Origin of the sequence: Marivita lacus, from assembly GCF_014637725.1 — a bacterium.
Taxonomy (GTDB): domain Bacteria; phylum Pseudomonadota; class Alphaproteobacteria; order Rhodobacterales; family Rhodobacteraceae; genus Marivita; species Marivita lacus.
This window is the reverse complement of the sequence record NZ_BMFC01000002.1, coordinates 134,627-147,263: the sequence shown is the minus strand read 5'-3', so window position 1 is coordinate 147,263 and position 12,637 is coordinate 134,627. Positions and strand designations below refer to the sequence as shown.

The window sequence follows — 12,637 nt, the reverse complement described above, 5'->3', positions numbered from 1 at the left end:
GTTAACGCCTCGACAAGCATTGCCCGCCAAAGCCCCAAAACCCATGATCGGGACACAAATTAAAGTGATTCAGGTTTTGTTAAGCACAAGCCGCAAGCCTCAGAAAAGCCCGCGCCTCAACAGGTTCAGCCCCAGCAGAAGGAACACGTAAAGCACCAGCTTGCGGAATTTCTCGTTCGACAGCCGCGACCGCAACCGCGCGCCCAGCGAAAACCCCAGCAGGGTCGGCAGGATCAGCAGCAGCGACACCATACCCGTCTCGGGCGTCACGAGCCCTTGCTGCACGTAAGCCACGGCAAAGGGCACACCACCGACGAACAGCAACAGACCCGTCGCCCGGACAAACTCGTCCTTGGGCACCTGTCGCGCGCTCATATACATGATGACCGGCGCGATCCAGACGCCAGACAGCCCGCCCAGAATACCCGCAAGATTGCCAAAGACAAACTGCGCAAGCATATCGAACCGGTTCGGAATGCGCGGCATGACAAAGCGCAGGTTCAACACTGCGAAAGACACGATGGACAGGCCAAGCGCAAGAAAGATCACCCGGTCCGACACGTCAGCAGATAGCAAGACCGTAAGAAACACGCTCACACCCAGCGAAATCGCGAACACCCAATAGCGCGAAATCGCGCCGCGCAGGTCGCCCATCGTCCAGATCTGCCAAGCGTTCGACGCGATGATCGGTCCCAACCCCAGCGCAATCGCCAAGCGCGGGTCGATCACCATGGTCAGCATGCTGATCGCCGCCGTCGGCAAGCCGATGCCCACCATCCCCTTGACCGACCCGGCGATGACGAACACCACCGCACCGATCGCAAGAAGCTCGATCAGGTCCATGCGCCGCTCCTGGGATCACGCACGGACAGGCTCAATTCTCCCGCTGTGCTTCAAGCACCCGGTAGGCCGCCACGTTCGCGTTATGCTCGGCCAGCGTGACCGCGAAATTATGCCCGTCCGAGGGATCAAGCGTTTTCGCCACGAAAAACACGTACTCGGTATCTGCTGGATCCAGCGCCGCCTCGATGCTGGCGCGCCCCGGATTTGCGATCGGTGTCGGCGGCAACCCGTCGATCACATAGGTGTTCCACGGCGTGTCCGCCCGCAGCTCGCTCTGCCGGATGCCACGTCCCAAGACGCCTTGCCCGCGCGTGATGCCATAGATCACCGTCGGGTCGGTCTGCAGGCGCATGCCCTGCTCCAGACGGTTCACAAAGACGCTCGACACAAGGAACCGCTCATCCGGCGTGCCGGTTTCCTTCTCGATGATCGACGCCATGATCAACGCCTCTTCCGGGCTGTCATACGGCAACCCGTCCTGCCGGTTCGCCCAGGCTTCGGCCAGGATACGCTCCTGCGCCGACGCCATCTGCGCCAGCAGGTCCGTGCGGCTGTCACCGGGGCTGACTTCATAGCTGTCCGGCGCCAGAGTCCCTTCGGCGGGGATCTCCTCGATCTCGCCCTCCAGAATGTCGATCTGCCCCAGCTCCTGCACGATCTGCCAGCTGGTCACACCCTCGGCCAGAGCCACGCGATAGCGCGTATCCGCCTCGGCCTTGACGGCGGTATATTCCGCAGGCTCGGCCTCTTCCGCCGGGTTGAACTCGGCCACCTCGACAAAGCGTCCCGTCGCCGGATCAAGCTCGCGCACCTGCACCGTCGCGCGGGCAATGCTGACCCGGTAGACCACTTCGGTGCCGCAGGTGCTCGCCCCGCCGCGCGTGACGATGTCGACGATCTGCTCCATCGACGCGCCCTCGGGCACAAGGAAAGACCCCGCCTTCAGCTCGGCCGTCTTGCCCGCGTAATCCGCCCCGATCCGCAAAAGCGCAGCGCTCGACACCGCACCATCCGCCGCCAAATCCTCGGACACGTTGCGAAAATTGGTGCCGCGATCCACCTGAACGCAGATCGGCTGCTCCAGCGGGCCTTCCGAGACATAGGTATTCTGCGCCCAGATGAGCGCTCCGCCGAAAAGAAAAAACAGCACAACCAGAAAGGTCAGCGCGTTGGAGGCAAGATTTCGCCACATGACCTAGCGATCCACCTTTCCGAAAACGACGCTGGCATTGGTGCCGCCAAACCCGAACGAGTTCGACAGCGCATAGGTGATGCTCCGCTCGCGCTTGACCTTGGGTGCCAGATCCACCGCTGTCTCCACTGCGGGCGTGTCGAGGTTCAGCGTCGGCGGTACCACCTGGTCGCGGATCGCCAGGATCGAGAAGATCGCCTCGATCGCGCCCGCGGCGCCCAGCAAATGCCCCGTCGCCGACTTGGTCGAGGACATGGTGACCTTGCCCGCCGCATCGCCCATCATCCGCTCAACAGCACCCAGCTCGATCACATCCGCCATGGTCGAGGTGCCATGCGCATTGATGTAATCAATGTCCGCCGGTTCGATCCCGGCATGTTTCAGCGCCGCGCGCATCGACCGCTCACCGCCTTCACCGTCCTCGGACGGCGCGGTGATGTGATAGGCGTCGCCCGACAGGCCGTAACCGCAGACCTCGGCATAGATCTTGGCACCACGCGCCTTGGCATGCTCGTATTCTTCCAGCACGACCACACCGGCACCCTCGCCCATCACGAACCCGTCGCGATCGGCATCATAGGGACGGCTCGCCGCCTTGGGATCGTCCCCGCGCTTGGTCGACAGGGCCTTGCACGCGTTGAAACCGGCGATGCCGATCTCGCAGATCGCGGCCTCTGCCCCACCTGCGACCATCACATCCGCATCCCCGAACATGATCAGCCGCGCCGCATCGCCAATGGCATGCGCACCGGTGGAGCAGGCGGTCACAACCGCGTGGTTCGGCCCCTTGAAGCCATACTTGATCGACACATTCCCCGAGATCAGGTTGATGAGCGCGCCGGGGATAAAGAAAGGCGACACCCGCCGTGGCCCCTTGTCCCGGATCAGCAGCGCGGTTTCGGCAATCGAACTCAGCCCACCAATGCCCGACCCGATCATCACGCCGGTGCGCAGGCGGCTTTCCTCGTCCTCGGGCATCCAGCCCGCATCGGTCACCGCCTGCTGCGCGGCAGCCATGCCGAAGAGGATGAACTCGTCGACCTTGCGCTGCTCTTTCTTCTCCAGATAGGCATCCGGGTTGAACGTCCCGTCCGTGCCGTCGCCATACGGCACTTCGCAGGCATAGGTCGTGGCCAGATGGCTCGCATCGAACTTGCTTATTGTACCCGCACCGGACTGCCCGTCCAGCAGGCGCGACCAACTCGCCTCGACCCCGTCCGCAAGCGGTGTCACCAATCCCAAGCCTGTCACAACTACTCGACGCATGGTGTTGCCCTTCTCTCGATGCTCTTGCCCGCTCTTACCGCGTTCGCCTCGGCACCCGCAAGACTCGAGCCGCACCACGGTCCATTCTTCTCTGGTTTTCAAATATCTCGGGGTCTGGGGCGTCGTCCATTCGGCTTGAACCAGTGGCGCCCGATGGACGACCCCAGTGTTTCCGTCAACGGAAACATGAGGATGCGTCGACGCATCCTCCCCCTATCCCCAGCGCTCTCCCAGATCGACCTTTGCCCGGTCAATCCAATGCTCCTGCAACCACGGCGTCGGCTTGGCGAAGCGGATCAGCGATCCACGATAGCCGTCGATCGCCTCGGGCATCTTGGGACGACCATGAAAACACACGACCCGCGCCTCCTCGGGAAGACGCGCCGAGTGCAGGTAATTTCCCGGAAACGGATTGCAGTCATACTTGAAGCTCACCACCCAATCGCCCGGAATATATGTGAAAACCCTGTTCTCCATCGCCTTGTGCGAGGTATAGCGCTGCTCTGACCCCCGCGCGATCTCGACCTCTCGGTAGGCCTCCGCCGCCAGGTCGTCGTAGAGAAACCCGTGAAGCGCCGGATCATAGCGGAACACCGACCCGTGCCCGGTGGGCCGCCCCTTGCGCGCCTCGGTCCAGTCGTGGCGCATCACCACATGCCCCGGGGCCAGCGTCAGCAGATCGTCCAGCGCCCCGGTGATCACCACGTCCAGATCGAATCCCAGCACCGGCCCCTCCAGATCGGGGATCAGGCCGGGCCGAAACAGCGAGACCTTGCGCATCGCGCCCTGCCGGTTGGCGAGTTTCAGCGCGGCCGCCATCGGTTCGGCGAACGGCTCCACCGGCAGGTCCAGCACCTCGATCTCCGGATGCAGCCCCTCGGCATGTTCCGTCATGCAGATGAACCGCACAGGGCAGGACAGGTTGCGCCGCACGCCGGAATACAGCCGGTTGACATATTCCGGCCCGTACAGCGTGCCCCACTTGATGCAGGCGACAGTGGCATGTGATGGCATAGTCATGCGTCCGCTTAGCAACGGTTCGGTCAAATGACCAGATGTCGCTTGGCGCGGCCTGCGGGGGAAGCTATGGTGTTTCCGGCCCGATCCGGGATGCAGCCAAGGATGCAGGAGGACATGATGCAGATTGTGCGAACCCTGCGGGTGTCAGGCTGATCCCCGCGCCCCACCCGATCGCGCGCCCAATCCTGGCGGATCAAGCGACAGGGTATCTCCCGTGACCCGTCATTCCCTGTCCGACCTTGGATGGTCCGAGCACTTCGCCCGTCAAATTACCGATGACGACACCATTCTTCTTCCCGCCCGCATCTCCGAAGTGCACCGCAGCCAGCTTGTCGCCCTGTCCGAGGCGGGTGAACTTCGCCTGATCCCCGCCGAAAGCGCCGGCGCCTACGCAGTGGGCGACTGGGTGCTGACAGACGGCACCAGCGCCCTGCGACGGCTCGATCCGGTCAGCGACCTGCACCGCCGTGCCGCCGGCCATGCCGTGAGCGCGCAGCGCATGGCCGCCAACGTGGACACGGTGGGCCTTGTCACCTCGTGCAACGCCGATTTCAACATCGCGCGGCTCGAACGGTACCTTGCGCTGACGCTGGCCTCGAACGCGCTGCCGCTGGTGATCCTGACCAAGCCCGATCTCTGCGACGATCCCGACAGCTACAGACGGCAGGCCGAACGCCTGTCGCCCCTGCTCACCGCGATCACCGTCAACGCCAAGGATCCCGAGGACGTCAAACGCCTCAATGCGTGGTGCAGCACCGCGCAGACCCTTGCCCTGCTCGGTTCGTCGGGTGTCGGCAAGACCACGCTGCGCAACACGCTCACCGGCGAGACCGAGGCAACGCAGGGCGTGCGCGAAGACGATGCAAAGGGTCGTCACACGACAACCCACCGCGCGCTGCGCCCGACCCTCGCCGGAGGTTGGCTGATCGACACGCCGGGCATGCGCGAATTGCAGCTCTCGGGCACCAGCGACGGGCTGGAGGAACTGTTCGACGACATCGAAACCCTTGCCGCGCAATGCAAGTTCTCCAACTGCGCCCATGCCAGCGAACCCGGCTGCGCCGTCAAGGCCGCCCTCAAGGTGGGCGCGCTCGATCAGGCGCGTCTGGACCGCTGGCAGAAACTGCGCCGCGAGGATCAGCACAACTCGGAATCCATCGCCGCCGCCCGCGCCCGTCAGAAATCCTTTGGCCGCGTCGTCAAGGAGGCGGTCGCCAAGAGCAAGCACAAGCGCGGGTACGAGGAGTGAACAGGAGAACGGCGGGCCTTGAGGCTTATTTGCATTTTTGAAGTCCAACCGGGTGGTCTTTGAGTCGAAAGTCACTTCTGCCCTGATTGCCCGTGCAAAGCACGGGCAGCGCCCGAACCGCCCCCACGGGGCGGGCGCTTCTCGCCCACCCCTCGGTTCGGTCGCATTGCTTTGCTTGGCAGGCCGGAGAGCCGCTTCGTTCCGCGAGTCAGGACAAAAAAACGGCGGGCCATCACAGCCCGCCGCATCCCGAACCCGGTACAGCGCGTTACGCCGCAGGCATCCGCCGCTCGACGATCTCGGCCCACCAGGAACAGCCCGCCGGGATCGCGTCATCGTTGAAGTTGTACTCCGGGTGGTGCACCGCCGCGCTGTCGCCGTTGCCGACCAGGATATAGGCGCCCGGACGTTCCTCGAGCATGAAGGCGAAATCCTCGCCCCCCATCACCAGCGGCGCGTCTTCGCAGGCACCCGACACCGACTTGGCCACTTCGGCTGCGAACTCGGTCTGTGCGTCATGGTTCACCATGACCGGATAGCCCCGGTGGTATTTCACCTCGACCGACCCGCCAAAGGTCGCGGCAATGCCCGAACAGATCGCCTTGATCCGGGTTTCGGCCAGATCGCGCATCCCGGTGGACATGGTCCGCACGGTGCCCTTCAGGTGCACCCGCTGCGGGATCACATTGAACGCCTTGGACGAGGTCTCGAACGACGTGACCGACACCACCACCTGATCAATCGGGTCGGCATTGCGGCTGGCAATCGTCTGGAGCGCCAGAACGGCCTGCGAGGCCATCACGGTCGTATCCACGGTCTCCTGCGGTTTGGCCGCGTGGCCGCCCTTGCCCTCGAACGTGATGTCGAACTGGTCGGTCGCGGCAAAGAACGCGCCCGGCCGAATGGCAAAGCTGCCCACCGGACGGCCCGGCCAATTGTGCATGCCGTACACTTCCTGGATGCCGAAGCGGTCCATCATGCCGTCCTCGCACATCTCGCGCCCACCGCCGCCACCTTCTTCGGCGGGCTGGAAGATCACCACCACGGTGCCGTCGAAATTGCGCGTCTCGCTCAGGTACTTGGCCGCACCGAGCAGCATCGCGGTATGGCCGTCATGCCCGCAGGCATGCATCGCGCCATCGGTCTTGGACTTGTAGTCCAGTCCGGTCTGCTCGTGGATCGGCAGTGCATCCATGTCGGCGCGCAGCCCGATGACCTTGCCCGCAGTGTCGGTCTTGCCCTTGATCACGCCGACAACGCCCGTGCGCCCGATGCCGGTGACGATCTCGTCGCAGCCGAACTCCTTGAGCCGGTCCGCGACCAAAGCGCTGGTGCGGTGTGTTTCGAACAGGATCTCGGGGTTCTCGTGCAAATCCCGTCGCCACGCGGTGATTTCATCCTGCAATTCGGCAAAGCGGTTCTTGACCGGCATCTTGGTCATCCTTTGATCTGAGTGAATGGAGTCTCTGTCCCGGAACGTGGCGCAGACCGCGCCGGGCTTCAAGGGGGTGCAGAGGTCAGAGCGCTGGACCCAACGCCATCACGCTGCCATCGCTGAACCGAGACAGCCTGAACCGCCGCAGATCATGCCCCGGAGCATCGCCGCAGACCAGATCGGCCAGCACCCGGCCCATGCCCGGCCCGATGCCGAACCCGTGCCCGCTCATCCCCGTGCCGATGGTCAGGCCGGGAATCGCCTCCACCCGGTCCACCACCGGGACAACATCAGGCATCGTGTCGATCATCCCCGCCCACATGGCGCGGTAGCGGATCGGTCCGACCTCGGGGAACAGCGCCTCTACCTCGGAGGCCACCTTGCGCAGCTTGCCGGCATTGGGTTTCGGGTTCAGCACGCGGATGGCTTCAAAAGGCGTCACCTCGTCCTCGGCCCAGTGCCGTTTGGTGCCCCACGCATCGGGATAGCCCTTGGGCGCGGCGGGCAGGAACCGCGTGCCGAACGGATCGGCCATCAGTTGCGCGCGGAACTTGGGCAAGGCCCGCACCGCGTCCGGCCCCACGAAGAGCTCGTGAAAGCCTCCCGCAGCCAGTGACGCCCCGCCATCCGCCCGCGTGCGGAAGGCAAATTTGCCACCTGCCGCAGCGCCCTGATGCGGCAGGGCAACAGGGTCTGTCGCGCCCGCGCTGGCCCGCACCGACAGTTGCGGAATCGCCACGCCATGCGCCCGCAGGAACAGCGAGGACCACGCCCCACCGGCCACAACCACATCCGAACACGCGATGCGCCCAGCCTCGGTGAACACGCCGGTGACGCGCCCCGCCGCAAGGTCCAGCTTGCGCGCCGCACAGCCTTCGACGATCACGGCACCCTCGCGCAGTGCGATCCCCGCCAGCGCAGGCACCGCCACCCAAGGCTCGGCGCGCATGTCGGACGGCGTGGTCAACGCACCGGCGAAACCACCCTTGGCAAGCTCGGGAAACCGCGCCTTGAGACCGGCACGGTCCAGCACCTCGGTATCCACCCCCTGCGCCGTCGCATAGGGCAGCCAATCGGCAAAACCGGCCAGTTCGGTGTCGCTCTCGGCCAGATAGGTCACCCCCGACCGCTTGAGCCCGATATCCACATTTGTCTGGCTGGCAAGCTCGGTCCAGAGACGATTCGCCTCCACCATGATGGGCAGCTCATCCGGATCGCGCCCCTGCTGCCGAATCCAGCCCCAGTTGCGCGAGGATTGTTCCCCGGCGATGCGCCCCTTTTCCAGCAACACCACGCGCCGCCCCTTGCGCGCGAGAAAGAGCGCGGTGCAGACGCCGATCACGCCGCCGCCAATGACCACCACGTCGGTCTCGGAGGGCAACGGCCCGGCAAAGGCAATCGGGCTGGCGTCGGAAATCGGGAACGGAATCATGCCGACAGATGATCCAGAAGACGCTCCATGAAGGCCTGCCCTTCGATGAACTGTGCCACGGTGATGTATTCATCCGGCTGATGCGCCACGGCGATGTCACCGGGGCCGCACACCACCACCGAATAACCCGCGCTCTGGAAATGGCTGGCCTCGGTGCCGTAGGAGACATATTGCGTGCCGTTGTCGCCGGTCAGTTGCCGCACAAGTGTCTCGGCACTGCCTGCATCGTCAGACTTGAACGGAGGCAAGGCCGAGTTCGGCGTGATCTCGATCCATGTCTCCGGGCGCACGGCCTGCATCTGCGCCTCGACCTCGGCCACAGCGGAACGCAGCCTGTCGTCCCAATCCTCCAGCGATTCACCGGGAACGACGCGGATCGTCATGACAAGCTCGCAATCCTTCGCGGTGATGTTATGCGCCGTGCCGCCGTGGATCACACCCACATGCACATTTGTGTAAGGCGGATCGAACATGGCCGCGACCGGCGCGGGCGTTGCGGCGGCACTTTCGTCGTTCATGCGGTTGGCCCATTCGATCAGTTTGCCACCATACATGATCGCACTCACCCCAGTATGCAGGACCGAGGAATGAACCTCGAACCCGTGAACGTGAATGGTGTAGCTGACGCTGCCCTTATGCCCGGTCACCGCCTTGAGCATGGTCGGTTCACCCACGATCACCGTGTCAGCGCGGGGAACAACACCTTGCATCGCCTCAATCAAAGGCGGCGCGCCAGTGCAGCCGATTTCTTCGTCATAGCTCAGCGCGATCTGCACGGGGCGCGTCACACCGCGATGCTGCGCCTCGACCAGCGCCCAGATGGCGAGCGCGTCAAAGCCCTTCATATCGGTGGTGCCACGTCCGTAAAGCTTGCCGTCCTTCTCGGTCACCGTGAAGGGATCGGTGCTCCACGGCTGGCCATCGGTCGGCACGACATCCGTGTGACCCGAAAGCACCACGCCACCGGCGACATCCGGTCCGACATGCGCGAACAGCCCGGCTTTCAAAGGGTCATCGGATTTCACATGCCGGTGACTGCTCACACCGTGCTCGGTCAGATAGGTCTCGACCCAGTCGATCAGCGGCAGGTTGGTGTCGCGGCTGACGGTGGGGAATTTGACCAACTGGTCAAGAATGGCGCGCGGGGTCAGGCGGTTTTGCATGGGCTCACTTCATGGCTGGGGCAGCAGGTAATCGGCATAGACCGGATGATGGTCCGACGGCCATTCGCCGTCAAACCGCTCTTGCACGACAACCGGCCCGTTGCGCAGGTCAACATCCGGCGTGCGCGCCAAATGGTCAATGGCACCAAGCAGATGCACGCCCCTGTTCAGGTGGTAGGTGGCACCGGGCGTGCGGTCAAAGACCACGCCCGCCTCTTCGAGAATATCCATCGTCCGCGCCCCGTGCAGCGCGTTCAGGTCGCCCACCAGAAACACCATTTCGCCTGCTTGGGTCCATGGCGTGATCCGGTCCCGCACCAATGCAGCCGACAAACGCCGGTTCGACCGGCTGGAATATTCGAAATGCACATTCGCCACGCGGAACCGCGCGCCGGTCTCACGGTCCTCGAACTGCACCCAGGTGGCAAAGGCCGGGAACGACCCGTTGAAGGTGCGCGAGTAGATCACGTCTGGTGTGTCTGAAAAGAAAAACCAACCCTGATCAACGGGTTGCAACCCGTCTTTCCGATAGAAAAGCGGCTGCGTCGTCGGAAACTCCCGCCAATCACCTGTCGCGGCGACACCGTAATCCGGGTTCATCTCCAAAAGGTGATCGCGGGCGAGGTTCACCGACCCGTCGCTGCCACGCTGCCAGCTTTCCATCTCTTGGAACGCCACAACATCGGCCTGCAACGCCTTGAATGCGCTGTCCAAAGGCCCCTTGCGTCGCTCCCAGTCGCCGACCGACCACGCACCGGTCTCTTGGCTCAGAACGATGTAATGCACGTTGTAGCTGGCAATCCGAATCGCGTCGCCCTCTGGCGGCGCCGCGGTCACGTCGCCTTCGCTGTTGGTGACATGCAGCGCGCAGGCCACCAGCGTCACCAACGCGATGCCACCAACAAGCACACGGAAAACCCAGCGGAAAAATCGCCCCATGATGCTCCCTAGCAGCGCTGATCGAAAAGATCAGTAGCCACTGTCGGTGATCAGCACTTTGTGACCGGGTTCGACCTCGCGATAGATCGACGGTTCCGCCTCGTAATCCAGCCCATGAATCGGCGACGGAATCGGCTTGAAGTTCAAATCCTTCTCCGACTTGCGCTTGCGCGGATCGGCGATCGGCACCGCCTTCATCAGCGCCTGCGTATAGGGGTGCTGCGGGTTCTCGAACACCGCGCGGCGCGGGCCGATTTCCACGATCCGGCCCAGATACATCACGCCGACATGGTGGCTGACCCGTTCGACCACCGCCATGTCATGACTGATGAACAGGTACGAGATGCCCAGTTCCGCCTGCAATTCCAGCATCAGGTTCAGAACCTGCGCCTGCACCGACACGTCGAGCGCCGACACCGCCTCGTCCGACACGATCAGCTTGGGGTTCAGCGCAAGTGCGCGGGCAATCGCGATGCGCTGCCGCTGACCGCCGGACAGTTCGTGCGGATAGCGCTGCATGAAGCTGCGCGGCAATTCCACCCGGTCGAACAGCATCTCGACACGTTTCTGCATCTCGGCGCTCGATCCCATGCCGAAATTGCGCATCGGTTCCGACACCTGATCGGACAGCTGCATCTGCGGATTGAGCGACGCGAACGGGTCCTGAAACACCATTTGCATGTCGCGCCGCGCCTCGCGCAGTTCCGGCTGGGTCAGCGCCATGATGTTCTTGCCATCAAGGTAAACGCTGCCCTGCATCGGCTCGACCAGCCGAAGGATCGACCGGCCCGCAGTGGATTTGCCGCATCCGGATTCGCCCACAAGGCTCAGCGTCTGGCCCTTGTTGACCTTGAAGGACAGGTCCTCGACCGCGTGCACATTGGCCACGGTGCGGCGCAGGAACCCGCCCTTGACCGCAAAGCGCGTCGTCAGGTTCTTGACCTCGAGCAGCACCTCGTCCGACCCGGTGATCGGCGGCACCTCGGACCCGTCGCGCCCCAGAAGCCGCATCGGGCGCGGCAGATCGGTGCCCGTCATCTCGCCCAGCTTGGGAACCGCCGCCAACAGCGACTTCGTGTAAGGGTGCTGCGGATTCTCGAAGATTTCCTCGACAGTCCCTTCTTCCACCTTGTTGCCACGGAACATCACCACCACGCGGTCGGCCATCTGCGCCACCACCGCCATGTCATGGGTGATGAACATGACCGCCGTGCCGGTCTCGCGCTTGAGCCGGTCCATCAGGGCAAGAATTTCCGCCTGAATGGTCACGTCCAGCGCCGTCGTCGGCTCGTCCGCGATCAACAGGCGCGGCTCGCAGGCCAGCGCCATCGCGATCACCACGCGCTGCCGCATCCCGCCGGACAATTCGTGCGGATATTGTTTCAGCCGCCGCTCTGGTTCGGGAATGCGCACCTGCCGCATCAGGTCCAGCGCCCGCGCCTCGGCCTGCGCCTTGCTCATGTTCTTGTGCAGCCGCAACCCTTCGGTCAGCTGCTTGCCCACGGTGAAGACCGGGTTGAGCGCCGTCATCGGCTCCTGGAAGATCATCCCGATCTCGTTGCCGCGGATCGTGCGCATCAGGTCCTGATCGGTTTCCGACAGATTGATCGTGCCCGCGTCCTTGCGGTCAAACAGCAGCCGCCCGCCCGCGATGTCCCCGCCGCCGTATTCGATCAGCCGCATCAGCGCCAGCGACGACACCGACTTGCCGGACCCGGATTCGCCCACCACACAGACGGTTTCGCCGGGATTGATGTCGAAGGACACGTCCTCGACTCCAACCACCGTGCCGGCCTTCGTCTGGAACTCGACCCGCAGATTCTCGATTTTTACGATGCTGCCATCGGGCATGGGCGCGGTCCTTTTGCTGTCGTTGCTCAAACGCTAACCGACGCGGGGCCAGAGTCAAACGCTGTCTCCACGTCGCCCGTGGTAACGCTCCCACGGGACTTGCATTTTGCTCAAAAGCTGTTTCGATGCACAAACAGGGGGAAAAACCTGCGCGTTTTCAGAGCGGTCCCGGGGCTTTCGCACCGCAACCGGAACCGACATCGCGTCAGGATTTGCCACCAAGGAAAACGGCACGGGTAAACTGTGT

General features: G+C 63.7%; 10 protein-coding genes. 1 reads left to right on the top strand and 9 read right to left on the bottom strand.

The window, feature by feature from the left end:
• Window positions 1-99: 99 nt before the first annotated feature.
• From IEV82_RS05350 to IEV82_RS05335, 4 genes are all read right to left on the bottom strand, one after another.
• Window positions 100-843, bottom strand: a complete 744-nt coding sequence (locus IEV82_RS05350; RefSeq protein ID WP_188480944.1) for a sulfite exporter TauE/SafE family protein — start codon at window positions 841-843, stop codon at window positions 100-102.
• Between the two features lie 31 nt (window positions 844-874).
• Window positions 875-2,035, bottom strand: a complete 1,161-nt coding sequence (mltG, locus tag IEV82_RS05345) for an endolytic transglycosylase MltG (RefSeq protein WP_188480943.1) — start codon at window positions 2,033-2,035, stop codon at window positions 875-877.
• 3 nt (window positions 2,036-2,038) lie between these two features.
• Window positions 2,039-3,301 (bottom strand): beta-ketoacyl-ACP synthase II, encoded by a 1,263-nt coding sequence (gene fabF, locus IEV82_RS05340; protein WP_188480942.1) that lies wholly within the window; start codon window positions 3,299-3,301, stop codon window positions 2,039-2,041.
• Between the two features lie 213 nt (window positions 3,302-3,514).
• Complete coding sequence (locus IEV82_RS05335; protein ID WP_188480941.1) at window positions 3,515-4,321, bottom strand: glycosyl transferase; 807 nt, start codon at window positions 4,319-4,321, stop codon at window positions 3,515-3,517.
• 214 nt (window positions 4,322-4,535) lie between these two features.
• On the opposite strand from IEV82_RS05335, the gene rsgA reads away from it, so the two are divergent.
• Window positions 4,536-5,570, top strand: coding sequence for a ribosome small subunit-dependent GTPase A (rsgA, locus tag IEV82_RS05330; protein ID WP_188480940.1), 1,035 nt, complete (start codon window positions 4,536-4,538; stop codon window positions 5,568-5,570).
• A 268-nt stretch (window positions 5,571-5,838) separates the two neighbouring features.
• Here rsgA and IEV82_RS05325 read toward each other — a convergent pair whose 3' ends face one another.
• The 5 genes from IEV82_RS05325 to IEV82_RS05305 form a co-directional block, all read right to left on the bottom strand.
• On the bottom strand, window positions 5,839-7,002 hold the full coding sequence (locus tag IEV82_RS05325) for a M20 aminoacylase family protein (protein WP_188480939.1): 1,164 nt from the start codon (window positions 7,000-7,002) through the stop codon (window positions 5,839-5,841).
• Between the two features lie 85 nt (window positions 7,003-7,087).
• Complete coding sequence (locus tag IEV82_RS05320; protein WP_188480938.1) at window positions 7,088-8,437, bottom strand: NAD(P)/FAD-dependent oxidoreductase; 1,350 nt, start codon at window positions 8,435-8,437, stop codon at window positions 7,088-7,090.
• Window positions 8,434-9,600 carry an acetylornithine deacetylase gene (argE, locus tag IEV82_RS05315; protein WP_188480937.1) on the bottom strand — a complete coding sequence of 389 codons (1,167 nt, stop codon included), beginning with the start codon at window positions 9,598-9,600 and terminating at the stop codon, window positions 8,434-8,436. Before argE ends, IEV82_RS05320 begins: the two co-directional genes overlap by 4 nt.
• Window positions 9,601-9,609: 9 nt before the next feature.
• On the bottom strand, window positions 9,610-10,539 hold the full coding sequence (locus IEV82_RS05310; RefSeq protein WP_188480936.1) for an endonuclease/exonuclease/phosphatase family protein: 930 nt from the start codon (window positions 10,537-10,539) through the stop codon (window positions 9,610-9,612).
• 30 nt (window positions 10,540-10,569) lie between these two features.
• Window positions 10,570-12,390, bottom strand: coding sequence for an ABC transporter ATP-binding protein (locus IEV82_RS05305; protein ID WP_188480935.1), 1,821 nt, complete (start codon window positions 12,388-12,390; stop codon window positions 10,570-10,572).
• Window positions 12,391-12,637 lie beyond the last annotated feature (247 nt).

Bases quoted from the DNA above. Each gene is read 5' to 3' on its own strand.
- IEV82_RS05350 (WP_188480944.1), bottom strand. From the start codon at position 843: ATGGACCTGATCGAGCTTCTTGCGATCGGTGCGGTGGTGTTCGTCATC.
- mltG (WP_188480943.1), bottom strand. From the start codon at position 2,035: ATGTGGCGAAATCTTGCCTCCAACGCGCTGACCTTTCTGGTTGTGCTG.
- fabF (WP_188480942.1), bottom strand. From the start codon at position 3,301: ATGCGTCGAGTAGTTGTGACAGGCTTGGGATTGGTGACACCGCTTGCG.
- IEV82_RS05335 (WP_188480941.1), bottom strand. From the start codon at position 4,321: ATGACTATGCCATCACATGCCACTGTCGCCTGCATCAAGTGGGGCACG.
- IEV82_RS05325 (WP_188480939.1), bottom strand. From the start codon at position 7,002: ATGCCGGTCAAGAACCGCTTTGCCGAATTGCAGGATGAAATCACCGCG.
- IEV82_RS05320 (WP_188480938.1), bottom strand. From the start codon at position 8,437: ATGATTCCGTTCCCGATTTCCGACGCCAGCCCGATTGCCTTTGCCGGG.
- argE (WP_188480937.1), bottom strand. From the start codon at position 9,600: ATGCAAAACCGCCTGACCCCGCGCGCCATTCTTGACCAGTTGGTCAAA.
- IEV82_RS05310 (WP_188480936.1), bottom strand. From the start codon at position 10,539: ATGGGGCGATTTTTCCGCTGGGTTTTCCGTGTGCTTGTTGGTGGCATC.
- IEV82_RS05305 (WP_188480935.1), bottom strand. From the start codon at position 12,390: ATGCCCGATGGCAGCATCGTAAAAATCGAGAATCTGCGGGTCGAGTTC.